This window comes from Halomonas nitroreducens (assembly GCF_003966155.1).
GTDB classification, from domain to species: domain Bacteria; phylum Pseudomonadota; class Gammaproteobacteria; order Pseudomonadales; family Halomonadaceae; genus Halomonas; species Halomonas nitroreducens.
Genome location: NZ_RXNS01000014.1, coordinates 61886 through 85618 on the forward strand (window position 1 = coordinate 61886; position 23733 = coordinate 85618).

The following is a 23733-nucleotide window of genomic DNA, read 5'->3' on the forward strand; positions in this document are numbered from 1 at the left end:
CGGTGGTCCAGGGGTTAGCCGAAAAGTTGGTGCACGGCCGCAATGATATCCTCGGCCTGGGGAATCGCCGCCTCCTCGAGATGCCTGGCATAGGGAACCGGAACCTCCTGGCTGCAGACCCGCATCGGCGGCGCGTCCAGCTCGAAGAAGGCCTGCTCGTTGATGCGGGCGATGATTTCCGCAGCGAGGCTGCCGCTGCGCCAGCCCTCGTCGACCACCACCGCCCGATGGGTCTTGCGGAGGCTGGTCATGATCGCCGTATCGTCGAGCGGTCGCAGGGTGCGCAGATCGAGGACCTCGGCGTCGATGCCCTCCTCCGCCAGCCTGGCGGCTGCCTCGAGGGTCTTGTGCAGCATCCCGCCGTAGGTGACCAGGCTGACCTGGCTGCCGGCGCGACGCACGGCGGCCTGGTCGATGTCCACCGGGTGAGGAGGCCCCTCGACCGGGCCCTCGACCCCCAGCAGCAGGGCATGCTCGAAGATCAGCACCGGGTCGGGATCCTCGAGGGCGGTGAGCAGCATGCCTCGGGCGTCCTCGTGGGTGGCAGGGGTGACGATGCGCAGCCCCGGGATATGAGCGTACCAGCCCTCCAGGCTGTGGGAGTGCTGGGCGGCGAGCTGGCGACCGCCGCCGGTGGTCATGCGGATCACCAGGGGCACGCCGAGCTGTCCGCCGGACATGTGCCGCAGCGTCGCCGCGTTGTTCATGATCTGGTCCAGCGCCAGCAGGCTGAAGTTGACTGTCATGATCTCGACGATGGGGCGCATGCCGTTGAGCGCCGCCCCGATGCCGGCACCGGTGAAGGTCGACTCGCAGAGCGGGGTATCGCGGATGCGCGCCTCGCCGAACTCCTCGAGCAGGCCGTGGCTGACCGCGTAGGTGCCGCCGTAGCGGCCCACGTCCTCCCCCATCAGGAAGACTCGCGGGTCACGCTGAAGCGCCTCGCGCAGGCCCTCGCGCAGGGCCTCGCGATAGGGCAGGGTGCGCGTGTTCATGGCTGTGCCTCCCGGTCCGTGGTCGCGCCGCCGGCCGGCACCGCGCGGGCATAGACGTCCCGGCTGAGGGTCGCCGGCGACTCCCAGGTACCCGCCTCGGCGAAGTCGATGGCCTCGGCGATCTCCTGGTCCACCTCGCCCACGATGTCCTCGCGGCTCGAGGCCTCGAGCAGCCCGGTGGCCACGGCGTCACGGGCAAAGGTCTCGATGGGACAGCGCTGCTTCCACTGCTCCACCTCGGTGCTGTCGCGATAGCGCTCGGGGTCGAACATCGAGTGGGCACGGAAGCGGTAGGTGCGGTACTCCAGGAACATCGGTCCCTGGCCGCTGCGCACGTAGTCCACTGCCGCTTCGGTGGCCCGGGCCACCGCCACCACATCCATGCCGTCCACCGACTCGGTGGCCAGGCGATAGCTGCCCGCCTTGGCGGCGAGATCGGTCTGCGACTGGGCGCGATCCAGGGCGGTGCCCATGGCGTAGTAGTTGTTCTCGCACAGGAAGAGCACCGGCAGTTGCCACAGGGCGGCCAGGTTGAGGGACTCGTGGAACTCGCCTTCGGCCACGGCGCCGTCGCCGAAGAAACAGGCGGTGATGCGGTCGTCGTGGCGCAGCCGGTCGGCCAGGGCGAAACCGACGGCCAGTGGCAGGGCGCCGGCGACGATGGCGCTGCCCCCGAAGAAGTGCCGGTCGGCATCGAAGAGGTGCATCGAGCCCCCTCGGCCGCCGCTGCAGCCTTCCTGCTTGCCGTACATCTCGGCCATGATCGCGCCGGCCGGTACGCCCCGGGCCAGTGCATGGCCGTGCTCGCGATAGGTGGCCAGCACATGATCGGTCGCGCGCAGGGCGGGCATGGCGCCGGCGGCGATGGCCTCCTCGCCGATGTAGAGATGCAGGAAGCCGCGGATCCGTCCGCTGCTGTAGAGCTCTGCACACTTCTCCTCGAAGCGACGTATACGGATCATCTGCCACAGCAGGGCCCGGGCGTGGACCGGGTCATTCAGGCCGGCGGCTCCGATGGCGGGATGGGGGGCGGGAGTCGGGGCACTCATCGGGCGCTCTCCAGGGTCGAAGTGTCGCCCTCGGGCAGGCCGAGCTCCCGGGCCTTGAGCAGGCGACGCATGATCTTGCCGCTGCGCGTCCTGGGCAACGAGGACTGGATGTCGATCTCCTTGGGTGCCACCGCCGGGCCCAGCCGTCGGCGGGCGAAGCCGAGCAGCTCGCGGCGCAGGGACTCGTCGGAGACGAACCCGGGCTTCAGGGCCACGAAGGCCTTGACGATCTCGCCGATCACCGGGTCGGGCTTGCCGATCACGCCCACCTCGGCGACCGCCGGGTGTTCCATCAGGGCCGATTCCACCTCGAAGGGCCCGATCAGGTGACCGGCGGACTTGATCATGTCGTCGGCCCGGCCGACGAACCAGTAGTAGTCCTCGGGATCGCGGCGGACCAGGTCGCCGGTGAGGTACCAGCCATCGACAAAGCAGCGCCGATAGCGGGCGTCCTCGTTGAGGTAGGTGCGGAACATCGAGGGCCAGCCGACGCGCAGGGCGAGCTCGCCCTCCTCACCGTAGCGGGTGACCTCCTCGACCCCGCCGTCGGGCAGGTGACGCAGCACGCCGGCCTGGATGCCGGGCAATGGCTTGCCCATCGCGCCGGGGCGGATATCCAGGCTGGCGAAGTTGGCGATCATGATCCCGCCGGTCTCGGTCTGCCACCAGTTGTCGTGGATCGGCAGCCCGAAGGCCTCCACCCCCCAGTGCACGGCCTGGGGGTTGAGCGGCTCGCCGACGCTGGCGATAAAGCGCAGTGCCGGGTAGCGGCGGGAGCGTGCCCGCTCCGAGCCGCCCCTCATCATCATGCGGATGGCGGTGGGGGCGGTATACCAGACCGTCACGCCCTCGCTCTCGAGGACGTCGTACCAGTGCTCGGCATCGAACTCCGCCTCGTCAACGACCAGGGTCGCGCCGATGCAGAGGGGGGCGATGATGCCGTAGGAGGTACCCGTCACCCAGCCCGGGTCGGCCGTGCACCAGTAGATATCCTCCGGGCGCAGGTCCAGGGCGAAACGGGCGGTGGCGTAATGGGCGACCACTGCCTGGTGGACATGCAGGGCGCCCTTGGGCTTGCCGGTGGTGCCGCTGGTGAAGTGCAGCAGGGCGGGCGTCTCGTCATCGGTGGCCGGGATGGTATAGACATCCGAGGCGGCATCGAGCCGTGCGACCAGGTCATGGGTGTCCTCGGGGAGCTCGCCGTCATCGTCGCGTACCACCAGCACGTGCTCCAGCGCGCCGAGCCGGTCGCGGATCGGCGCGATCTTGCGTCGGTAGAGGCTTGCAGTGGTGACCAGTACCCGCCCCTCGCCCAGGGTCATGCGGGTGACGATCGGCTCGGGGCCGAAGGCGGAGAACAGGGGGGTGACCACGGCAGTGTGCTTCAGCGCCCCGAGCACCGCGACATACAGCTCGGGAATCCGGCCGGCGAGCAGGAAGACCCCGGCTCCCGGCGGCACGCCGAGCTCGCCGAGGACATTGGCGAAGCGGCTGCTCAGGGAGGCCAGCTCGCGGTAGCTGATGTCGCGCTGCCGGCCCTGCTTGCCGAGCCAGCGGAGGGCCGTGCGTTCCCCCTGCGTCCCCGTGGCGTGGCGGTCGACCGCCTCATGGGCGATGTTCAGCCCGGCGCCGCCGGGGAGGCCGTCGAGCCAGCCCCGGGCCTCCCCCCAGGAGAAGCCGGCGCATCTCCGGGAGTAGTCGTCCATCACCGCCGCGCGAACCTCGCTGCGGCTCTTGCGGAGCACCTCCATGACCGGTGTCCTCATCGCTGCCTGTCTCTACTCCCCCAGCATAGTCCTCGGTGGCCTGTCTTCCCGGTCGCACCGGCGTCGGCTTGATCTGTGACAAGCCTGGTGCGCACGGGATCGGCCGTGTCGGCCGGGCGCGGGGCTGGCAGCCGCCTGTTCCAGGCGCGGCAGGTGTCGCCGGCACCGGCTGGCCGCCGACATCCTGAGCCAAGCGAGTGTCCGGGACCTGGCCGGGCGTGGCACGGTGTTGGCGGCGCGCCGGGGGAGGGGCCATGCTGATAGGGGCCCCGGCGGCAGCGCTCGGGGCTCCATCCAGCCAGGCATGAGGAGGATGTCATGACGCAGACCGTCACGGCGGCCTACGACAGCGAACTCAAGGCCCAGAACGCCTTCGACGAGCTGGTCTCCGACGGCTTCCCCCGGGAGGCGCTGTTCCTCGACAGGCAGGCCCGGGAGCTCAAGGTGATCATCGGCGACTCGGGGCAGCGTGAAGTCGAGGAGGTCCTCAATCGCCACGAGCCGGCCAAGCTCTGGAGCCGTCCCTACGACAACGAGTGACCCGGGCCAGGGTCGCCTTGCCGGGACCCGGCCGGGGGCGAGACGCCGCCGAGCCGGCCGGACCGGCGCATTCCCGGCGGCGTCTCGCCCCGGTTCCGCCCCACCGCCCGAGGCGCGCATGTTCCGCTTTTTCGAGACCCTCGTGAATCCCTACCCGGCGGGAGAGCCGCAGGTCCCGCCCCGCGGCCTGCTGCCGTTCATCCTGCACTTCTCCCGCCCGGTGCTGCCGCTGCTGATCGCGATGTCGCTGGTCACCGCCCTGGTCTCGGCTGCCGAGGTGCTGTTCTTCAGCTACATGGGCGAGCTGGTCGACTGGCTCGCCGATGCCGAGCGCGAGGGCTTCTTTGCCGCGTACGGCTGGCGCCTGGCGGGCATGGCGGGGCTGGTGGTGATCGGCCTGCCGCTGCTGACCCTGCTCCAGTCGCTGCTGACCCACCAGAGCATCTTCGGCAATTACCCGATGCTTGGCCGCTGGCTGGCGCATCGCCACATGCTGCGCCAGAGCCTGGCCTTCTACCAGGACGAGTTCGCCGGGCGCGTCTCCCAGAAGGTCATGCAGACGGCCCTGGCGATCCGCGAGACGGTGATGAAGCTGATGGACCTGATGGTCTACGTGCTGGTCTACTTCGCCGGCGCCATGCTGCTGATGGGCCAGGCCGAGCCCTGGCTGATGGCCCCGCTCGGCGCCTGGCTGGCCGGCTATGTGGTGATCATGTGGGTGTTCGTGCCACGGCTGCGGCGGGTCTCCATGGACCAGGCCGATGCCCGGGCGCGCATGACCGGGCGGATCGTCGACAGCTACAGTAACATCCAGACCATCAAGCTGTTCGCCGATACCCGGCGGGAGCAGGACTATGCCCGTGATGCCATGGAGCGCTTCATGGTCACGGTGCACCGCCAGATGCGCCTGGCCACCAAGCTGACGCTCTCCCTGACGCTGCTCAATTCCCTGCTGTTGGCCGCTGTCGCCGCCACGGCCATCGGTGCCTGGTACCTGGAAGCGGTGACCCTGGGCGCGATCGCGGTGGCCATCGCCCTGGTGATGCGCATCCGCTTCATGTCCAACTGGATCCTCTGGGAGGTGGCCGGGCTGTTCGAGAACATCGGCACTGTGCAGGACGGCATCAACACCATCGCCCGGTCCCCGGCGGTGCAGGATGCCCCGGGCGCCCGGGCGCTGTCGGTGCCGCAGGGCGAGATTCGCTTCGCGGGATTGGGCTTCGGCTACGAGGCGGCGACGGGCGAGGCCCGTCGGGTCTTCGACGGGCTCGACCTGACCATCGCCCCGGGCGAGAGGGTCGGCCTGATCGGGCGTTCGGGGGCCGGCAAGTCGACCCTGGCCAACCTGCTGCTGCGCTTCTACGACCTCCAGGACGGGCGCATCCTGATCGACGGTCAGGACATCGCCGGCGTCACCCAGGAGTCGCTGAGGCGCAGCATCGGCATGGTCACCCAGGACACTTCGCTGCTGCATCGCTCGGTGCGCGACAACATCCGCTACGGCAGCCCCGGGGCCAGCGAGGCGGATATCCACCGGGCGATGCGCCAGGCCCATGCCGATGCCTTCATCGCGGACCTGGTCGACGCCCAGGGGCGGCGTGGCCTGGACGCCCATGTCGGCGAGCGGGGCGTGAAGCTGTCGGGCGGCCAGCGCCAGCGCATCGCCATCGCCCGGGTGCTGCTCAAGAACGCGCCGATCCTGGTGCTCGACGAGGCCACCTCGGCACTGGACTCCGAGGTGGAGGCGGCCATCCAGGAACAGCTCTACGCGCTGATGGCGGGCAAGACGGTGATCGCCATCGCCCACCGGCTGTCGACCATCGCCATGCTCGACCGGCTGGTGGTGATCGACGCGGGACGCATCGTCGAGACCGGCCGTCATGACGAGCTGCTCGCCCGGGATGGCCTCTATGCGGCGCTGTGGCGCCGCCAGTCCGGCGGCTTCCTGGGGCTCGACACCCGTGGTGGGATGGCCGAGCCACAGCCGGCGCTGGACGCCTGAGGCGAAAGCCCAGGCGGGTGGCGCCTCGCCGATGGGCTGGTCTTGGGGACCCGGCACGCTGAGCGAGACACCGGCAAGCTCAGGGGGGATCTTCGCCCTCTGTCTCGAGCGTGTCCTCGAGATAGCGCTTGGTATAGCCCCCCAGTTGCCGGGCCAGCGGATCGGCGCTGTTGCCCAGCCCGGCCAGGACGCCGTTCCGGTCCTCCCGCGAGCGGTGCTGGCCCAGCTTGGCCTTGCCCTGCAGCTCGTCCAGGCGAATCCGCAGGCCGACTGCCCCCGCGAGTAGGCGCCGGCGATAGGCCTCGCTCATGAGCGTCGCGTCATCCAGCAGGTCGGGCTCGTACCGGGCCACCAGCGCGTCCATGGAGACCAGGGTGGCGGCGTCGTCGAGGCGTTCGACGATGCCGCGGGCGTGGACGATCGCGTAGTTCCAGGTCGGTACCGCTGGCCTGGCGGCATACCAGCGGGGGGAGACATAGGCATGCGGGCCCTGGAAGACGGCCAGCACCCGCCGGCCGTCCAGCGCGCGCCAGTGGGGGTTGGCCCGGGCGAAGTGGCCGTAGAGGGTGCCCAGTGGACCCTCGTCGCGCTTGAGCAGCAGGGGCAGGTGGCTGACCCGCAGGCGGTCGTCGGTGAGCGTCGCGAAGCCATGGGCATCGATCAGCGCCTGAGCCTGCGCCAGGGGCATGCGGGGTTCGCGGTGTCGAGACATGGGCGCTCCCTCAGTTCTCAAGTTCAGGCATCCAGGTCCAGGGCGTAGTGATGGAAGGCCCGATCGCGCCGCCAGCCCTCGGATTCGTACAGAGACTGGGCGGTGTGGTTGTCGATGCCGGTGGCCAGGGCCAGGTGCTTCACGTCATGGGCCCGGGCCAGTTCGGCCGCGGCCTGCATCAGGGCGCGGCCGACGCCCCGGCCGCGAGTCTCGGGTGCCACGAACAGGTCGTTGAGCCGCCACAGCGGGGCCAGGCGCACCGTGCTGAACAGCGGGTAGCACTGCACGAAGCCCGCCAGTGAGTCGTCGTCGTCTTCGTGCACCAGCAGGTGGGAATCGCCCAGTCCCAGGCGCCGGGCGACGAAGCGCTGGGCGGCGTCCGGGTCGCTGGCCTGGCCGTAGAAGACGCGATAGCCGTCGAGCAGCGCGCCCAGGGGCGCAATGTCGTCGGTGCGGGCATGACGGATGGGCATGGGAAACTCCTTGGACTGAATGGCGATGACAGTCTTGGAGTCTGTCGGCATAGTGGTTCCCTGATAAGGACCAGTTTTGGAGAAAACCATGGAACCGGTTGTCGCCGCGCGGGCCGACTGGCTCGGCGAGGCGCTGGGCCTCGAACTGAGCGGGGCCTCCTCGCTGCCGCTGACGCGCCGCCTGTATCGGGCGCTGCGCAGCTGGGTGCAGTCGGGGCGCCTGGCCAGCGGCGCTCGGCTGCCGTCGTCGCGCCGCCTGGCGCGGGAGCTGGGGGTGGGACGCAACAGCGTGCTGGACGCCATCGACCAGCTGGTCGCCGAGGGCTTCCTGGAGACTCGCCCCGGCGCCGGCACCGATGTTGCCGACCTGCCGTTCGACCGCACCGCGGCGCCCTCGGAGGACTCGTCGCGCGATCCCCCGCCGGCAGCGTCGCTGTCGGCGCGGGGCGAGCGCTTGCTGAGCCTCTGCGGCGCCTCGGCCGGGCATCACGAGGCCTTTCCGCCGGGTGTGCCGGCCCTCGACCGCTTTCCCGATGAACTCTGGCTGCGGCTGCTCCGGCGTCACCAGCGGCGCACTCCCGTGGCGTGGCTGGACTATCGCGCCGAGGGCGGCGTGATGGCGCTGCGCGAGGCGCTGTGCGATTACCTGCGGCTGTCGCGCTCGGTGCGCTGTCGCCCGGAACAGGTACTGGTGGTGCAGGGCGCCCAGCAGGGCTTCGAGCTGGTCGCGCGGATGCTGGGCGACCCGGGCGACGCGGTGTGGATTGAGGAGCCCGGCTACGGCGGCGTCCGGGCCTGCTTCGATGCCTCCGGCCTCGCGCCGGTGCCGGTGCCGGTGGACGACGAGGGCATGAATCCCGCGCGCGTGCCGGCCGGCCACGGCGCCCCGCGGCTGATCTACGTCACGCCCTCCCACCAGTACCCCTGCGGCGTGACCATGAGCCTGCCGCGGCGCCTGGCGCTGCTCGAGGCGGCCGAGAGGCACGGGGCCTGGATCGTGGAAGACGACTATGACAGCGAATTCCGCTACGGCCAGCGTCCCATCGCCGCCCTCCAGGGGCTCACCGAGTCGGTGCGGGTGATCTACGTCGGCACCCTCAGCAAGGTGCTCTATCCGGGGCTGCGGCTCGGCTATCTGGTGCTGCCCGAGCCCCTGGTGGAGCCCTTCCGACGCGCCAATGCCCGCCTGCATCGCGAGGCGCAGTACCCGGTTCAGGCGGCGCTGGGCGAGTTCATCGCCGCCGGGCACTTCTCGCGACACGTGCGCCGCATGCGCGAGTGCTACCGGCAGCGCCAGGCGCTGCTCCGCCGGTCGCTGGCGCCGGCGGTGGCGCGGGGGCTCGCGCTGTCGGAGGGGCAGGCCGGCATGCACCTAGTGGCCTGGCTCGACGACCCCGCCCTCGAGGCGACCCTGGTCGCCCGTGGGGCGACCAGCGGTGTCACCCTGTCGCCGTTGTCGGACTACTACCTGGAGGCGCCGGGGCATCCGGGGCTGGTGCTGGGCTATGCCGGTACCCGCGACGAGGAGATCCTCCGAGCCGGGCGTTGGTTGGCAGAAGAGTGGCTGTCGCTGGTCGAGGGGCAAGAGGCGTCTCTCTCAGCGCCGCCTTGATGCCTGGTCGAAATCCTTATCGTGCCAATTCCGGCCAGGATAGGCCTGCGTTGTCTCGAGGTTCTTCTCTCGCGGGGCGCCGAGCCGTCTGCCCGTCTAGGGGCGCCAGGCCAGTGGGTGGTCGGCGCGCAGCACTCATTGCTCGTCCCAGTCGTCCCAGCCGCTGAAGGGGTTCGTGGCCTCCGTTCCCAGCCCTTCCAGCCGCCGTGCCCAGGCCTGCTTCTCTCGCTCCAGATGGTCCCGGAACGCGGTCTCGTCCTGATAGCTGAGCCCGCCTCCTTGCACGCCATGAATGACCTGCGGGGACAGCACCTCCAGGCCCAGGTAATAGAGCGAGCAGTGCAAGGGCTCCATCAGGGTGGCCATGTCGCCGCCCCGGCCATGTCGCGAGAAGGCGGGGCAGGCGGCCGAGGTCGTGATGGTGACGCTGGCGATCGCCGAGGCGGGTTCCCTGGCCGGCGCCGGGCGGCGGCTGGGCCTGAGTCATGCCACCGTGATCCGGCGTCTCAATGCCATCGAGCGCCGTCTGGGGGTGGGACTCTTCGAGCGCGGCCGGGCCGGCTACGCGCCCACGGCGGCCGGCGAGGAACTCGCGGCCACGGCCGCCGAGGTCGAGGCCGAGGTGCTGGAGGCCGAACGGCGCCTGGCCGGACGCGATCTGCGCCTGTCGGGCAGCCTGCGGCTGACGACCACGGACACCCTCTGATGGGCCTGCTTTCCCCGGTGCTCGCCGACTTCCGCCGCGCCTACCCGGCCATCCAGCTCGAGGTCGCCGTCTCCAACCAGCTGTTCAACCTCTCCCAGCGTGACGCCGACGTGGCGATCCGGCCGTCTTCCTCGCCGCCGGACCATCTGGTGGGACGTCGGCTGGGTGTCATCGCCCAGGCGGTCTACGTTCACCGCGACCTGGCCGAGCCGCGCCCAGGCGCCGAGGTCGACTGGGTGGGGCCGGATCGGCACCTGGGCTATGCGGCGCTGGAAGCCTGGATGGCGACGCGCTGTCCCGCGGCCCGCTACCGTGTTGACACGGTGCTCGGCATGTTCGCGGCGGCGCGCGACGGCCTGGGCCGGGCGGTGCTGCCGTGCTACCTGGCCGATGCCGAGCCGGGGCTGCGGCGTCTCGGCGAGCCGATTCCCGCACTGGCCACCGACCTGTGGCAGCTGACCCACCCGGACCTGCGCCGGGTGGCCCGCGTCCGCGCCTTCTTGGCCTTTGTCGCCGAGGCGCTGGGGCGAGGGGCGTCGGGCCTGTCGGGATGACGCGGGAGGCTGCCCCCGGGAGACCGGGAGCGGGCCGTTGACGGCGATTATTACGGTACCGGGCCCGGGCGGGATACCATGATGGGTATGCTCTCAATGCCTGCCCCGGTGCCGCCATGACGACTCCCCGTTCCGCGTCACGACCGCCTGACTCGCTGGACGCGATGTCCCCCGAGGCCCTGCGTCGTCACTGTACCCAGCTCGAGGAGCGACTCTTCTGGCTCGAAACCTTCATCGAGGGGGCGCGGGCCGGCACCTGGCAATGGAACGTCCAGACCGGCGAGACGCGCTTCAACGCCCTCTGGGCCGAGATGGTTGGCTACCGGCTCGAAGAGCTCGAGCCGGTGTCCATCGACACCTGGTTGAGCCTGGTTCATCCGGACGACCTGGCACGTTCCGAGGCGGCGCTGCAGGCCCACTTCAGCGGCCAGGCGGCCTTCTACGGCTGCGATGCGCGGATGCGCCACCGGGACGGCCACTGGGTGTGGGTCCGCGACTATGGCCGGGTGGTCACCCGGACCCCCCAGGGGGAGCCCGAGTGGGTGAGCGGGATCCATATCGACATCTCCGAACACAAGGCCACCGAGGCACGCCTCGAGCAGGCCCTGGAGGATACCCGGCAGCTCACCCGGACCCTGGAGCGGGCCCAGCGCATCGGCCGCCTGGGCTACTGGCGGGCCAGCCTCAAGACCGGGGAGCTGTTCTGGTCCGACGGCATCTACGACCTGTTCGGGGTCTCCCGGGCCGACTTCCTGCCCAGCGTCGATGCCTTCAAGGCCCGGGTGCATCCCGACGACCTGGCCGCGGTGGAGGCCTGCGAGGCGCGGGCGCACGAGACCGGGGTGTTCGACATCCAGCACCGCATCCTGAGGCCCGACGGCAGCGTGCGCTGGGTCCATGAGCTGGCCGACTTCGAGCCCAAGGGCGACGAGGCGGTCCTGGTGGGCACGGTGCGTGACATCACCGAACAGAAGGAGCTCGAGCTGCGCCTGCGCGAGCTCTCCATCACCGACGAGCTGACCGGCCTCTACAATCGCCGCTACTTCATGCAGCGCCTGCGCGAGGCCCACGGCGAGGTCCGGCGCCTGGGCCGGCCGTCGGCGGTGCTGGTTTTCGATTTCGACCACTTCAAGGTGGTCAACGACAGTCACGGCCATGCCATGGGCGACCAGGTGCTGCGGCGTCTGGGCCGGCTGCTCAGCGAGCGGCTGCGGCGCATGGACGTGCCCTGCCGGCTGGGCGGCGAGGAATTCGCTATCCTGCTTCCCGAGACGTCCCTGGAGGGGGGGCTGCGTCTGGCCGAGGACATCCGCCGGGAGGTGGCGGCTCTGGCGTTCTCCTCGGCCCAGCACGAGCGCTTCCATGTCTCGATCACCTGCGGGGTGGCGGTGCTGCTCGCCAGCGACGCCTCCGGCGAGGAGGCCATCCAGCGGGCCGATGCGGCCCTGTATCGCGGCAAGCATCGCGGCCGCAACCGGGTCGTGGCCGGGGCGACGGCCGCCACGGACTCGCGCGAATGATCCCTACCGAGGAGGTGCGGCATGCTCAAGGCGGTGTTGCTCGATATCAGCGGGGTGCTCCATGAGGACGGCGCGCCACTGCCTGGCGCCGTGGCGGCGGTTTCCCGCCTGCAGGCGGCGGGACTGGTGCTGCGCTTCGTCACCAATACCTCGCGCAAGACCGGGGATGCGGTGCACGACGACCTTCGCGGGATGGGCTTCGACGTGGCCCGCGAGCAGGTCTTCACCGCCCCGGCCGCGGTTCGCCATTACCTGGTGCGGCATGGGCTGCGCCCCTACCTGCTGATCCACGAGGGGCTCGAGCCGGAGTTCGCGGACCTCGCCGGCGATGACCCGGATGCGGTGGTCCTCGGCGATGCCGAATCGCGCCTGGACTACCGGCACCTGGACGAGGCCTTCCAGTGCCTGCAGCGCGGGGCGCCGCTGCTCACCGTGGGCACCAACCGCTACTTCCGCCAGCAGGGCCGCCTGCACCTGGACGTGGGGCCCTTCGTGCGTGCCCTGGAATATGCAGCCGACACCCGGGCCACGGTGCTCGGCAAGCCCGCCGCGGGGTTCTTCCGCGCCGTGCTGGACGATGCGGGCGTGACGCCGGAGGAGGCCATGATGGTCGGCGACGATGTCGACTGCGATGTCGCCGCCGCCCGGGAGGTCGGCCTGCGGGCCTGCCTGGTGCGCTCCGGCAAGTACCGGCCCGGCGACGAGGCACGGGCCCCGGGGGCGGAGTGCGAGGACGGCCTGGCGGCGCTGGTGGCGCGCCTGCTGGCGAGCGATGCCTGACCCGATCGTGACGTCCTGCCCACGGCCCTTTCCGTGCCTCGGCGACGGGCCGACCCCGCCGGGCCGTGCCCGGATTCTCCCGGTGGCCTGCCCGCCGCTGGCCTGGGGGCGTGGCCGCTGGGCGGCGGGCGGCACCAGGCGAGCCAGGGACTGCCCATGACGACGGTGGCGACGCTGGCGTGGATCGTGGTCGGTGGCCTGGCGATGAGTGCTATCGCCATGGTCGGCGGCCTGACGGTGCTGTTGCGTCCCGCCACCCTGGAACGCCTGCTGTTGCCGCTGGTGGCCCTGGCGGCCGGTACCCTGCTCGGCGGCGCCTTCTTCCACATGGTTCCAGAAGGCAGCCGGGCCCTGTCCCCGCTGGCCGCGTCCGTCTGGCTGCTCGCCGGCTTCACGGCCTTCCTGCTCCTCGAGCAGTTTCTGAACTGGCATCATGGCCACGGCGAGCGGCGCCCTGCGCCCATGACCTATCTGGTCCTGGCCGGGGATACCCTGCACAACCTGCTGGGCGGGCTGGCCATCGCCAGTACCTTCATGCTGGATCCCCGGGCGGGGCTCGTCGCCTGGCTGGCCGCCGCCGCCCATGAGGTGCCCCAGGAACTGGGTGACTTCGCGGTGCTCGTCCACGGGGGCTGGACGCGTCGTCGGGCGCTGCTCTGGAACCTCGCCTCGGCCTTGTCCTTCCCCCTGGGCGGTCTGGTTGCCTTCGCCGCCTCCTGGCACCTGGAACTGTCCGGGCTGGTCCTGCTGGGAGCCGGCAACTTCCTGTATATCGCGGCCTCGGACCTGATTCCCGAGATCAAGGCGACGTCGCGCCTGCCGTGGAGCCTGGCGCACTTTGCCTGTTTTGCCGCGGGGCTGGGCGGCATGCTGGGCCTGGCGCTCGCCGTGGCCGCCTGATCGACGCCTCACAACCCCCAGGCCAGGCCCAGTCCGACCAGCAGCGAGCCGGCCATGGGCACGGCGACCCGTCGCCCCAGCCCCGGGTTGCCGACGGCCGCGGCCATGCCGGCCTTGATGACGTTGTTGACCGCCGCGGCGATGACGATGCCGAGGACCGCGGTGTGCAGGTCGATGGTCGCGTGAGACATGCGCGTCAGCGACAGGGTGATGGCGTCGACGTCGGCGACGCCGGAGGTGGCGGCCAGCAGGTAGATGCCGGCCTCGCCCAGCCACTCCTTGAGCCACTGGCCGAGCAGCATGATCACCGCCAGCAGCACGCCGAACAGCAGGGCGATGCGTAGCTCCAGGGGATTCGAGTGGCGCTCGGGGCGGTCGACCTTGGTGTCCTGGCGATGGGCGCGCCAGATCACCAGGGCCGGCACATAGAGCAGCACGCCCATTACCGACACCGGCAGCAGCAGCCGCGGCAGCAGGTCGGGGTTGATGACCAGGCAGTAGATCAGGATGCGCGGGAACATGGTCCCGCAGGCGATCAGGATGCCGGCCGCCAGCAGCGGCGACAGCTGACCGTGCTGGCGCGACAGGCGAGAGAAGTGCAGGGTGAGGGCGGTGGAGGAGCTCAGGCCGGCGAACAGGCTGGTGAAGAGAATGCCCTTCTCCGCTCCGCCCAGGCGCATGGCGAAGTGGCCGACGAAGGAGATCGAGGCGATCAGCACCACCATCCACCAGATCTCGTAGGGGTTGAGCACTTCCCCCGGGCCCATGCCGCGGTCGGGCAGCAGCGGCAGCATGACCACCGAGATCAGCAGCAGCTTGAGGCCGGCGTCCATCTCGTGGGCCTGCAGCTGGTTCAGCAGCCCGTGGATCTCGCGCTTGTTGTCGAGGATGACCGCGGTGACCACCGCACAGGCCGCGGCCAGCGCCAGGTCGATGGCCACCGCGATCGCGCCGAAGCAGAAGGTCAGCAGCAGCCCCACCAGGCCGGTGATGCTGAAATCGTGGCTCTCGGGCATGCGGGCCCGGTAGGCGACCACGGCCATGCCGGCCACGGCGAGAAACAGCAGAGGGAAGGCCCACTCGGTCACGGCATCGGCGAGCAGCGCGGCGATCCCCCCCAGCAGCCCCACCAAGGCATGGGTGCGGATGCCGGCAATGCGCTCGCCCGACCTCTGCCCCCGGGCCACCCAGCCCCGCTCGATGCCGATCAGCGCGCCCAGCAGCAGGGCCACGGCGAGGCGCATGGCGGCCTCGTTGCCGGCGATGAATTCCTGGGTGACCTCGTCCATGGCAGGGGTCGCTCCTCTCGGTCGGCGTGATCGATGTAGAAACACCTGCTTATATTCTGGGCGTTCGGCGCCGGACGGGAAAGCCGTCGGGACGGCCGGGTGTCGGTCGCGGGTGGCTCCGGCCCTGGCCTATGCTGAAAGGGCCGGGACACGATCCCGGCCCTGGAGGTGGTCGACGATGCGCGAGGCCCTCGATCGTGGCGTGTGGCGCGCCCTGTGGCTCACCCTGATGTGTCTCTGGCTGTCGGTGGCGCCGGCCAGTGCCCAGGCCCCCGAGATCCTGCTGGAGGCCACCCGGCAGGCGGGTGATGCGCCGCGCCCGGCGCTTCCCCGCGACGGCTTCGCCGAGGTGCGGGAGGCCATGGTCCGCGACCAGGTCGTCGCCCGGGAACTGCATGACCCGGCGGTGCTCGCGGCCATGCGCCGGGTGCCGAGACACCGTTTCGCCCCCGACATCGAACCGCGGCGCGCCTACCTGGACATGCCCCACCCCATCGGCCATGGCCAGACCATCTCCCAGCCCTACATCGTCGCCCTGATGACCGAGCGGCTGGCCCTCGCGCCGGATGATCGGGTGCTCGAGGTGGGCACGGGCTCCGGCTACCAGGCGGCGATACTGGCCGAGATCGTCGCGGAGGTCGTGACCCTCGAGATCATCCCGGCACTGGCCGGGGGCGCCGCCGAACGCCTTGAGGCGTTGGGCTACACCAACATCACCGTCCTCGAGGGAGACGGCTACTACGGCCATCCGCCCCGGGCTCCCTTCGATGCCATCATCGTCACCGCGGCGGCGAGCCATGTCCCGCCGCCGCTGGTCGCCCAGCTGCGTCCCGGGGGGCACATGGTGATCCCGGTAGGGCAGATGGGCTGGGTCCAGAACCTGCTGCTGCTGGAGAAGGCCAGCGACGGCGAGGTCAGCACCCGCAACCTGGCGTCGGTGCGCTTCGTGCCCCTCACCGGCGGTCACTGAACGGCGATGGTGGACACGCCACAGCGCCTCGACCTGGTCGCCCTGGCGGGGGTGTCGGCGGCGTTGCTGGCCCTGGAGGTGTTGCTGCTGCGGCTGTTCGCCTTCAGCCACTGGCACCACTTCGCCGGCCTCGCGGTGTCCCTGGCGCTGCTGGGACTGGGGGCGGCGGGGACCACCCTGGCGCTGGCCGGCCGCTCGCGGGCCAGCCGCGGCGATGGCTGGTTCCTCGTCGGCCTGCTGGTCACGGCGGCCGGCTTCCTGCTGCTGCTCGCCCTGCAGTCGCGCATTGCGCTGCGTCCGCTGTTCGCCGGCTGGCGCCCCGGCGAGCTGGCCCGGCTGCTGCTGGTCGACCTGGTCGCCTTCCTGCCGTTCTATGGGGCCGGCCTGGCCATCGGCCAGGTCTTCCTGCGCTGGCCGGGGCACACCCGCAGCCTCTATGCGGCTAACCTGCTAGGCGGCGGCCTGGGCAGCCTGGGGGCGGCGGCCCTGCTGCGGCTGATTCCCGTGGAGGCCGCCCTGGGGGTGGTCGCGGCCCTGCTGTTCGCCCTGGGGCTGCTGCTGGCCGGCGTGCGGGGGCGGCGCGGCATGGCGGCGGCCGGCCTGCTGGGCTTGGCTCTGTCGGTGGTGGTCAGCATTCGGCCCCCGGCGCCGGCGGTATCGGACGTCAAGGCGCTGTCACGACTTCGCGAGCTGCCCGGGGTCGAGACCCTGGCGGTGCGTCCCGGGCTGTCGGGGCGACTGACCCTGTTGCGGGCCGACAGCCTGCGCTTTGCCCCGGGGCTCAGCCTGCGCTGGCCCGACGCTGTGCCGTCGCTGGATGCGGCGGTGCTCGGCAGCGACCGGGTCGTGCCGCTGCCCCGCCAGTGGCCCGCGCGTGGCGAGCATATGGCGGCCTCCCTGGCGGGGTTGCCCCTCGAGCTGCGCCCCGAGGGCCCGGTCCTGGTGCTGGGCAGCAGTGCCTGGCAGACTCCCGTCGCCGCCCAGGGGCGGGCGCTGACCTGGGTGGAGCCGGATGGGCGGCTGCTCGACATCCTGCGGGCCCGAGGGGCGCCCGCGGTCGGCCTGAGGCTGGTCGAGGACGGTGCCTGGCGCCAGCTGGCCAGCCCCGCTGATGGGGCCTATACACTGATCGCCGTTGACCGGGCCTGGGAGGGTGGCGATGCCGCCAGCGAGGACTATGTGTTGACCGACGCGGGACTGGCGCTGGCCCTCGAGCGGCTGGCGGCGGACGGCCTGCTCGCCGTGCCGCTGCCCCTCGATTATCCCCCGCGTCACTACCCGCGGCTGATCACCACTCTGGAGCGCGCCCTGCAGCGCCAGGATGTCGCCGTCCCGGGCGAGCACGTGGCCGTGTTGCGCGGCCTGCAGGCGTTGCTGGTCCTGGCGTCGCCGCAGCCGCTGGATGCACAGACGATCGCCGCGCTGCGACGTTTCGCCGAACGCTGGGGCTTCGACATGGCCTGGTACCCGGGCATGGCCCGCGCCCAGGCCAATCGGTTGCATCGGCTGGACTCGCCGCTGTTCCACGACATTGCCGCCGCGGTGTTCACGGAGCACCCCCTGCCGGTGGCGGGGCAGCGCTTCCATCACGCCCCGGCCACCCTGGAACGCCCCTATCCATGGCGCTCGCTGGCTTGGACCGAGGCCCCCGGGCTCGTCCGCGAACTGGGCGGGCGGGGCTGGAGCTTTCTCGACTGGACGCTGCTGCTGTCGGTGCTCACCACCCTGGTCGTGGCCCTGCTGGCCTTCCTGCTGATCCTGGCGCCCCTCGGGCGACTGCCAGCGATCCGGCCGCCCTTCGCCCGGCTGTCGGTCGCTGGTTACTTCGGTGCCCTCGGCCTCGGCTATATCCTCGTCGAGCTGGTGTTCTTCCAGCGCCTGATCCTCCATCTGGGCGAGCCGGTCCTTGCCGCCTCACTGGTCTTTGCCACCTTCCTGGTCGGTTCGGGCCTCGGCAGCGCCATGAGTCCGGAGAGCGCGACCCGGGGCAGCCGGCGGCGCATCTACGCTGCCGTCGCCGCGGGCCTGGTCCTGGCGCTGGTACCGTTCACCGCCGTCGTCGTCCTGACGGCGCCGGCGCTTCCCCTGCGGGCGCTGCTGCTGGTGGGGATGATGCTGCCCCTGGCCTGGGCCATGGGTCGGCCCTTTCCCTGGGCCCTGCGGCAGCTCGCCGGGCAGCGGCGCTGGATCCCCTGGGCCTGGGGCATCAACGGCTTCGCCTCGGTGCTGGGTGCCTCCCTGGCACCGCTGATCTCGATCCACCTCGGCCAGGCCACGACCCTGGCCGTCGGGACGCTATGCTACTTGGCGGCTTTCGCCATCGCCGGGCGCTGGCTCGAGGAACGCTGAGACCCTGCCCGGCGCATCACATGCTTCCAGGCCCGGGGCGGCGGGCCAGGAGGGAGGCCTCCTGGCGGAGCGCTTGCCCGAGAGGCATCGCAGCAGAAGGGATCGATGCGGTTACCGGGCGCCTCCCATGCGGACGATGTCCCCGACATCGACATTCGGTGACTATCCTTAGGGAAGCGGCATGCCCCTTCCACGACACACATCAGAGGGTGGTTCCCATGTCCATGGAGCGAGTGACACGCTTTCTCGACGAGAATGGCGTCAAGTATGTGATTCTGCAGCATTCCCCGGCCTATACCGCCCAGGAGATCGCCGAGGCGGTCCACGTGCCCGGCCGGCACTTCGCCAAGAGCGTGCTGGTCAAGATCGATGGCCGCTTCGCCCTGGCGGTCCTGCCGGCCACCGACCGGGTCGATCTGCGACGGCTGGCCCAGTCCGTCGGTGCCCAGGACGTCGAGCTGGCGGAGGAGGCCGACTTCCGGCGCTGCTTCCCCGGCTGTGAGCCCGGCGCCATGCCGCCGTTCGGCAACCTGTTCGACCTCGAGGTATTCGTCTCGCCGCATCTGGCCCAGGCCGACATGATCGCCTTCAATGCCGGCAGCCACCGGGAGGTCATGCAGCTCTCCTACACGGCCTTCGAGGAGTTCGTGAAACCGGCCGAGGTGGCGATGTGACGGCCGTTTGAGCGACCCGCCCGGCATCGTGCCGAGCGGTCGTGTCTCATCCCGTCCCGGCGACGGGATGAGCCACCGTCTCAGTCCCGCAGGTGTCGCCGCGCCTCCTCGGCGCTCTCGTAGATATGCGGGGACACGGCCCGCTCCTCCAGGGCGTGGCCGAGTTTCTTGCGCATGAACCCGCTGGTGGTGTAACGGGTCACCCGCGTGTAGAAGCGTTCCTCCAGGCCGCGGACCATCTCGGTATAGGGCCTGAGCATGGCGTCGTCGATGCGGCAGCGGTCGTAGTTGACGATGGCGTGCACGCGATGCCCGAGGGGCGCGAGGCGGCGCTCCACCTCGCGGCGGATGGCCTCGATATCCGCCGGGGTGGCGATGCGCAGGTTCTCGAAGTTGATGAAGAAGAGCCCCTCGTCGGGGTCGTAGCTGAAGCGTTGTGACAGTGGCAGGCTCAGCAGCTCGCCGGCCAGCCCCATGGGCTCGTCGCGGAAGATGCGTGCGTCCATCTGGCGGGGCGGCGCGTCCATGCGGGGAGTGAAGCCCATGTGCGCGAGGATGTCGCGTTCCAGCTGCACTCCGGGGGCGATCTCGGTGAGGGCGAGGCCCTCGGCGGTGAGCTCGAACACGCAGCGCTCGGTGATATAGCGCACCGGCTTGCCGTCCGTGGCGGCCAGGACCCCGCTGAAGGTGCGATGCTCCACCTCGTCCACGAACTTGGGCTTCCCGTCCTTGGGCAGGCGAAGCGCGCCGTCGACGACGGTCAGCGCCTCCTTGGTCGCCACGAAGGTACCCATGAACACCACCTTGCGGGCGTTCTGGCTGATGTTGATGAAGCCGCCGGCCCCGGCGAGTCGCGGCCCGAACTTCGAGACATTGACGTTGCCGGTGCCATCGGCCTGGGCCATGCCGAGGAAGGCGATGTCGAGGCCGCCGCCGTCGTAGAAGTCGAACTGGGCGGGCTGGTCGATGATGGCCTGGGTATTGGTGGCCGCGCCGAAGTCCAGCCCGCCGGCCGGCAGGCCGCCGATCACGCCGGGCTCGGCGGTGAGGGTCAGATAGTCGAGTAGCTGTTCCTCGCTGGCCACTGCACCGACGCCCTCGGGCATGCCGATGCCCAGGTTCACCACGCTGTTGGGCTGCAGCTCGAAGGCCGCCCGGCGAGCGATGATCTTGCGCACCGACAGCGGCAGGGGAGCCGGCGTCCTCATCGGGGCCCGGATCTCCCCGGAATAGGCGGGGTTGTAGGCGGTCTGGAAGGTCTGCCAGTGCTGGGTCGGGTCCTCGCAGACCACCACGCAGTCGACCAGCACGCCGGGGATCTTCACCTCCTTGGGGGGCAGGGTGCCGCGCTCGGCGAGCCGCTCCACCTGGACGATCACCACGCCGCCGGCGTTATGGACCGCCGTGGCGATGGCCAGGACCTCCAGGGTCAGGGCCTCGCGCTCCATGGTGACATTGCCCAGGGTATCGGCGGTCGTGCCGCGCAGCAGCGCCACTTGCAGGGGCTCGGCCTTGTAGAACAGCAGCTCCTCGCCGCCCAGGGTCACCAACTCCACCCGGGCCTCGGTGGTCGCCTCGTTGAGCCGGCCGCCGTCCAGCCGCGGGTCGACGAAGGTGCCCAGCCCGACCCGGCTGAGGGTGCCGGGCTTGCCGGCGGCGGTGTCGCGGAACAGGTGCGAGATCACGCCCTGAGGCAGGTTCCAGGCCTGGATGCGGCCCTCGATGGCAAGCGCCTGCAGGCGCGGTACCAGCCCCCAGTGGCCGCCAATCACCCGCGCCACCAACCCCTCGTGGCCCAGGTGGTTGAGCCCCCGCTCGCGGCCGTCGCCCTGGCCGGCGGCATACATCAGGGTGAGATTCCGGGGCTGGCCGGTCTCCAGGAAGCGCTGCTCCAGGGCCACGGCGAGCTGCTCGGCAAAGCCGATGCCAACGAAGCCGCCGGTGGCCACGGCATCGCCGTCGCGGATCAGGTTGACCGCCTCGCGGGCGGAGACGATCTTGCCGAACTCCGTGAAGGGGCGGTTGCTGAGCAGGGGATGGGTCTGGCGTGGCATCGGCGCGTCCTCGACGTGGGAGGGGTCGATGTTCACGTTAACACGGCCCCGGCTATCTCCCCAGGTGCAGAGGAGGGGGACTTGTCAGGCGGCGGGATCTGACGAATACTGTAATTAAATACAGTTCACGGAGGATGCCATGGCACCGCCGATGTCCCCCCCGCCGGGCACGATATGCCGGGCCGCCCCCCAGCCGGGGGGGCGGTCCCGCCCATTGCTGGGCTGCCGGGTGCGGGCCGGCTTTCCCAGCCCCGCAGACGATCACCTGGACGTGGAGATCGACCTGCATGCCCATGTGGTGCGGCGCCCGGCGGCCACCTACTTCGTGCGCGCCGAGGGCGACTCGATGCTCGGCGACGGCATCCACGACCGCGATCTGCTGGTCGTGGACCGCAGCCTGGAGCCCCTGCCGGGGCGGGTGGTGATCATCGCCGTGGATGGCGAGCCCACGGTCAAGCGGCTGACCCGGCGCGCCGGCCGGACCTTCCTGGAAGCCAGCAACCCGCGCTTCGCGCCGATTCCGCTGGAGGGGCGCGAATGCCAGGTGTGGGGCGTGGTGACCCATGTGCTGCATGCCCTGCCGGGGGCGGCGCCATGATCGCCCTGGTTGACAGCAACAACTTCTACGTCAGCTGCGAACGGGTCTTCGACCCGCGCCTGGAAGGGCGGCCGGTGGGCGTGCTCTCCAACAACGACGGCTGCGTGGTGGCCCGTTCGGAGGAACTCAAGGCGCTGGGCGTGGCCATGGGCGCGCCGATGCACCTGCTGCCACCGGCGGTGCGCCGCCAGGCGACGCTGCTCTCCAGCAACTATGCCCTCTACGGCGACATGAGCCGGCGCGTCAACCTGGTGCTCGGCGAGTGCTCCCCGGACGTGGAGGTGTACTCCATCGACGAGAGCTTCGTCGGCTTCGCGGGCCTCCCGGCGTCGCGACTCGAAGCCCTGGGCCGGCGCTTGCGCGAGACTGTGGGACGCGACACGGGGATCCCGGTCTGCGTGGGGCTGGCGCCGACCCGGGTGCTGGCCAAGGCGGCCAATCGCGTGGCCAAGACGTCGCCCGAGCTGGGCGGGGTCTGCCGTCTCGACGCCGAGGCCGCAGCGACCCGCCGGGTGCTGGAGGCGCTGCCGGTGCATGCGCTGTGGGGCGTGGCCCGGCGCACTGCCGAGCGCCTGGCGCTGATGGACATCCATACCGCCTGGCAGCTCCGCGAGGCCGATCCCAAGCGCATCCGCCGCGCCTTCTCGGTGGTGCTCGAGCGCATCGTCTGGGAGCTGCGCGGCCGGCCGGCCATCCAGCTGGACGACATGGCCGAGGCACGCCAGCGGATCATGGTCTCACGCTCCTTCGGCCGCCTGACCGGCGAGTGGCGGGACCTCCAGGAGGCGGTGCGCCAGCACGGTGCCCGGGCCGCCGAGAAACTGCGTCGCCAGGACAGCCTGGCCCGGGTCGTACTGGTGTTCCTGCGCAGTGATCCGCACCGGCTCGGAGACCGCCAGTACCACAATAGCGTGGTGGTGCCGCTGGCCGGGCCCAGCGACGACAGCCGCGCACTGCTCGAGGCCGCCGGCCGGGGGCTGGCGGCGATCTTCCTCGAGGGCGTGCGTTACCAGAAGTGCGGCGTGATGCTGATGGACCTGGTGGATGCCGAGCGCCACCAGTTGTCCTTGCTGGCGTTCCGGGACGAGGCCGCCCGGGGCCGCGATCGGCGCCTGATGACGGCGGTGGACCGGCTCAACCGCGAGATGGGCCGCGATACCGTGCGCTTCGGGCTGCCGCGCCGGGGGACCGCCTGGGCGCTGCGCTGCGAGCGGCGCACCTCGCGTTATACCACTCGCTGGAACGAGCTGATGCGGGTCAAGGTGCGCTGAGGTGTGCACGCGGAACGATGTGATCGCGAACCCCGCTGCTCTGGAGTTCCACAACAGCAGGCAATTCCTCATGGCAGCAGGGTAGAAAGGCGGGGCGGGCTAGCGATAGCTTATGTGAAAGTCATATTTTATCCTGAGAAGCGTTACGATACCCCTGTTCAACGACAGCCAGAACAATAAATCTCGGTGATGGAGTTTTTCGAGAAAGTGCATTGAACGGCCATGATTTGGCTGGTGCTGGCAGCGTTGTTGTTGACGGTCACCATGCCTTGTATCCGCTCTCCATGGCGCTGCAGAAGCGTTTGCGAGCGATCGAAGGTAACGTTCTGATATTGAGTGGTTAATGCCTTGAGGCACCGTTCTTTCTGCACCCACTCCCATGATTGCGCCATGATAATGACTGAGAGATACACGACTACGGCACCAAGCCAGGCCAGTGTCCGATATGCACCGGTTAGTTGGTAAGTGTCAGACACTGTTCTGGTGATCAAATAGATGATGCCCACCGTGCTGACCCAGAATGCGAGAATGAGCATGTTTGTTATTTTTTATTGCCGGATGTCTGAAGTAGATTAGCATCACTCTGCTTGCTTGCTTGCTTGCTTGCTTGCTTGCTTGCTTGCTTGCTTGCTTGCTTGGTGGTGTTCTGCAGCGTTGGGTCGTCGGCCATGCGGCGTTGCGGACTTGATACAGGGCAGCAAAGGGCAGGGCTGACCGGTGGCAGGCAGGCCTGATACGGCGGCACGGTGCTGCCTAGCGCCGAAAAAACAACAAACGGCCACCGCTGCTATCAGCTAAGTGGCCGTTTTCTATGGTCTTTCTGGTGCCGGTGAGAGGAATTGAACCCCCGACCTACGCATTACGAGTGCGTTGCTCTACCGACTGAGCTACACCGGCGTGCCGTGCATCATACGATCGC

Annotated in this window: 22 protein-coding genes and 1 tRNA gene; 13 read left to right on the forward strand and 10 right to left on the reverse strand. The window is 70.1% G+C overall.

Annotated features, from left to right (window positions below; genetic code table 11):
* Positions 1-14 precede the first annotated feature (14 nt).
* Genes EKG36_RS14705 through acsA form a run of 3 tightly spaced genes read right to left on the reverse strand, consistent with a single transcriptional unit; the run spans position 15 to position 3795 of the window.
* Positions 15-995 (reverse strand): alpha-ketoacid dehydrogenase subunit beta, encoded by a 981-nt coding sequence (locus EKG36_RS14705; protein ID WP_126485396.1) that lies wholly within the window; start codon positions 993-995, stop codon positions 15-17.
* Complete coding sequence (pdhA, locus tag EKG36_RS14710; protein ID WP_185827569.1) at positions 992-2044, reverse strand: pyruvate dehydrogenase (acetyl-transferring) E1 component subunit alpha; 1053 nt, start codon at positions 2042-2044, stop codon at positions 992-994. The genes EKG36_RS14705 and pdhA overlap by 4 nt, the downstream gene beginning before the upstream one ends.
* Complete coding sequence (acsA, locus tag EKG36_RS14715) at positions 2041-3795, reverse strand: acetate--CoA ligase (protein ID WP_221766090.1); 1755 nt, start codon at positions 3793-3795, stop codon at positions 2041-2043. The genes pdhA and acsA overlap by 4 nt, the downstream gene beginning before the upstream one ends.
* A 333-nt stretch (positions 3796-4128) precedes the next feature.
* Between acsA and EKG36_RS14720 the strand changes: the two genes are divergently transcribed.
* Both EKG36_RS14720 and EKG36_RS14725 read left to right on the forward strand, forming a co-directional pair.
* A complete protein-coding gene (locus EKG36_RS14720) occupies positions 4129-4350 on the forward strand; it encodes a hypothetical protein (protein ID WP_126485400.1) in 222 nt (73 codons plus the stop codon).
* Between the two features lie 118 nt (positions 4351-4468).
* Positions 4469-6352 carry an ABC transporter ATP-binding protein gene (locus tag EKG36_RS14725; RefSeq protein ID WP_126485402.1) on the forward strand — a complete coding sequence of 628 codons (1884 nt, stop codon included), beginning with the start codon at positions 4469-4471 and terminating at the stop codon, positions 6350-6352.
* 79 nt (positions 6353-6431) lie between these two features.
* Here the strand turns inward: EKG36_RS14725 and EKG36_RS14730 are convergent, their stop codons facing one another.
* Both EKG36_RS14730 and EKG36_RS14735 read right to left on the reverse strand, forming a co-directional pair.
* Positions 6432-7064, reverse strand: a complete 633-nt coding sequence (locus tag EKG36_RS14730; RefSeq protein WP_246007523.1) for an FMN-binding negative transcriptional regulator — start codon at positions 7062-7064, stop codon at positions 6432-6434.
* A 23-nt stretch (positions 7065-7087) separates the two neighbouring features.
* Entirely contained in the window at positions 7088-7537 is a 450-nt protein-coding gene (locus EKG36_RS14735) for a GNAT family N-acetyltransferase (RefSeq protein ID WP_126485404.1), read from the reverse strand.
* Between the two features lie 88 nt (positions 7538-7625).
* On the opposite strand from EKG36_RS14735, the gene pdxR reads away from it, so the two are divergent.
* On the forward strand, positions 7626-9149 hold the full coding sequence (gene pdxR / locus EKG36_RS14740) for a MocR-like pyridoxine biosynthesis transcription factor PdxR (protein ID WP_126485406.1): 1524 nt from the start codon (positions 7626-7628) through the stop codon (positions 9147-9149).
* A gap of 135 nt (positions 9150-9284) precedes the next feature.
* On the opposite strand, the gene EKG36_RS14745 is transcribed toward pdxR, so the two are convergent.
* Positions 9285-9515, reverse strand: a complete 231-nt coding sequence (locus EKG36_RS14745; RefSeq protein ID WP_126485408.1) for a hypothetical protein — start codon at positions 9513-9515, stop codon at positions 9285-9287.
* Here EKG36_RS14745 and EKG36_RS21025 point away from each other — a divergent pair.
* The 5 genes from EKG36_RS21025 to EKG36_RS14765 all read left to right on the forward strand — a co-directional run bounded on the left by EKG36_RS21025 (position 9514) and on the right by EKG36_RS14765 (position 13609).
* Positions 9514-9855: a helix-turn-helix domain-containing protein gene (locus tag EKG36_RS21025; RefSeq protein WP_342774448.1), complete on the forward strand. Its 342-nt coding sequence runs from the start codon at positions 9514-9516 to the stop codon at positions 9853-9855. The two genes, EKG36_RS14745 and EKG36_RS21025, sit on opposite strands and share 2 nt — an antisense overlap.
* Positions 9855-10409 (forward strand): LysR substrate-binding domain-containing protein, encoded by a 555-nt coding sequence (locus EKG36_RS14750; protein ID WP_342774449.1) that lies wholly within the window; start codon positions 9855-9857, stop codon positions 10407-10409. The genes EKG36_RS21025 and EKG36_RS14750 overlap by 1 nt, the downstream gene beginning before the upstream one ends.
* A gap of 116 nt (positions 10410-10525) precedes the next feature.
* Complete coding sequence (locus EKG36_RS14755) at positions 10526-11929, forward strand: sensor domain-containing diguanylate cyclase (protein WP_221766091.1); 1404 nt, start codon at positions 10526-10528, stop codon at positions 11927-11929.
* Positions 11930-11950: 21 nt separating this feature from the next.
* Entirely contained in the window at positions 11951-12709 is a 759-nt protein-coding gene (locus EKG36_RS14760) for a TIGR01458 family HAD-type hydrolase (RefSeq protein ID WP_126485410.1), read from the forward strand.
* A gap of 156 nt (positions 12710-12865) precedes the next feature.
* The gene (locus EKG36_RS14765; protein ID WP_221766092.1) at positions 12866-13609 is read left to right on the forward strand and encodes a ZIP family metal transporter; all 744 of its coding nucleotides are present in this window, start codon (positions 12866-12868) and stop codon (positions 13607-13609) included.
* 8 nt (positions 13610-13617) lie between these two features.
* On the opposite strand, the gene EKG36_RS14770 is transcribed toward EKG36_RS14765, so the two are convergent.
* Positions 13618-14898, reverse strand: a complete 1281-nt coding sequence (locus tag EKG36_RS14770; protein WP_126485412.1) for an MgtC/SapB family protein — start codon at positions 14896-14898, stop codon at positions 13618-13620.
* A gap of 178 nt (positions 14899-15076) precedes the next feature.
* Here EKG36_RS14770 and EKG36_RS14775 point away from each other — a divergent pair, with 178 nt between their 5' ends.
* The 3 genes from EKG36_RS14775 to EKG36_RS14785 all read left to right on the forward strand — a co-directional run bounded on the left by EKG36_RS14775 (position 15077) and on the right by EKG36_RS14785 (position 18891).
* On the forward strand, positions 15077-15868 hold the full coding sequence (locus EKG36_RS14775) for a protein-L-isoaspartate(D-aspartate) O-methyltransferase (protein WP_221766093.1): 792 nt from the start codon (positions 15077-15079) through the stop codon (positions 15866-15868).
* A gap of 6 nt (positions 15869-15874) precedes the next feature.
* The gene (locus EKG36_RS14780; protein ID WP_126485414.1) at positions 15875-18217 is read left to right on the forward strand and encodes a hypothetical protein; all 2343 of its coding nucleotides are present in this window, start codon (positions 15875-15877) and stop codon (positions 18215-18217) included.
* Between the two features lie 218 nt (positions 18218-18435).
* Positions 18436-18891, forward strand: coding sequence for an aminoacyl-tRNA deacylase (locus EKG36_RS14785; RefSeq protein WP_126485416.1), 456 nt, complete (start codon positions 18436-18438; stop codon positions 18889-18891).
* Positions 18892-18971: 80 nt separating this feature from the next.
* On the opposite strand, the gene EKG36_RS14790 is transcribed toward EKG36_RS14785, so the two are convergent.
* Positions 18972-20945, reverse strand: coding sequence for an acyl CoA:acetate/3-ketoacid CoA transferase (locus tag EKG36_RS14790; protein ID WP_126485418.1), 1974 nt, complete (start codon positions 20943-20945; stop codon positions 18972-18974).
* Between the two features lie 139 nt (positions 20946-21084).
* On the opposite strand from EKG36_RS14790, the gene EKG36_RS14795 reads away from it, so the two are divergent.
* On the forward strand, positions 21085-21543 hold the full coding sequence (locus tag EKG36_RS14795) for a LexA family protein (RefSeq protein ID WP_246007524.1): 459 nt from the start codon (positions 21085-21087) through the stop codon (positions 21541-21543).
* Positions 21540-22814 carry a Y-family DNA polymerase gene (locus EKG36_RS14800; RefSeq protein WP_126485420.1) on the forward strand — a complete coding sequence of 425 codons (1275 nt, stop codon included), beginning with the start codon at positions 21540-21542 and terminating at the stop codon, positions 22812-22814. The genes EKG36_RS14795 and EKG36_RS14800 overlap by 4 nt, the downstream gene beginning before the upstream one ends.
* Before the next feature lie 158 nt (positions 22815-22972).
* Here the strand turns inward: EKG36_RS14800 and EKG36_RS14805 are convergent, their stop codons facing one another.
* Together EKG36_RS14805 and EKG36_RS14810 are read right to left on the reverse strand one after the other, a co-directional pair.
* A complete protein-coding gene (locus EKG36_RS14805) occupies positions 22973-23350 on the reverse strand; it encodes a hypothetical protein (RefSeq protein ID WP_126485422.1) in 378 nt (125 codons plus the stop codon).
* 285 nt (positions 23351-23635) lie between these two features.
* Positions 23636-23711: transfer RNA gene (locus tag EKG36_RS14810), tRNA-Thr, on the reverse strand.
* Positions 23712-23733 lie beyond the last annotated feature (22 nt).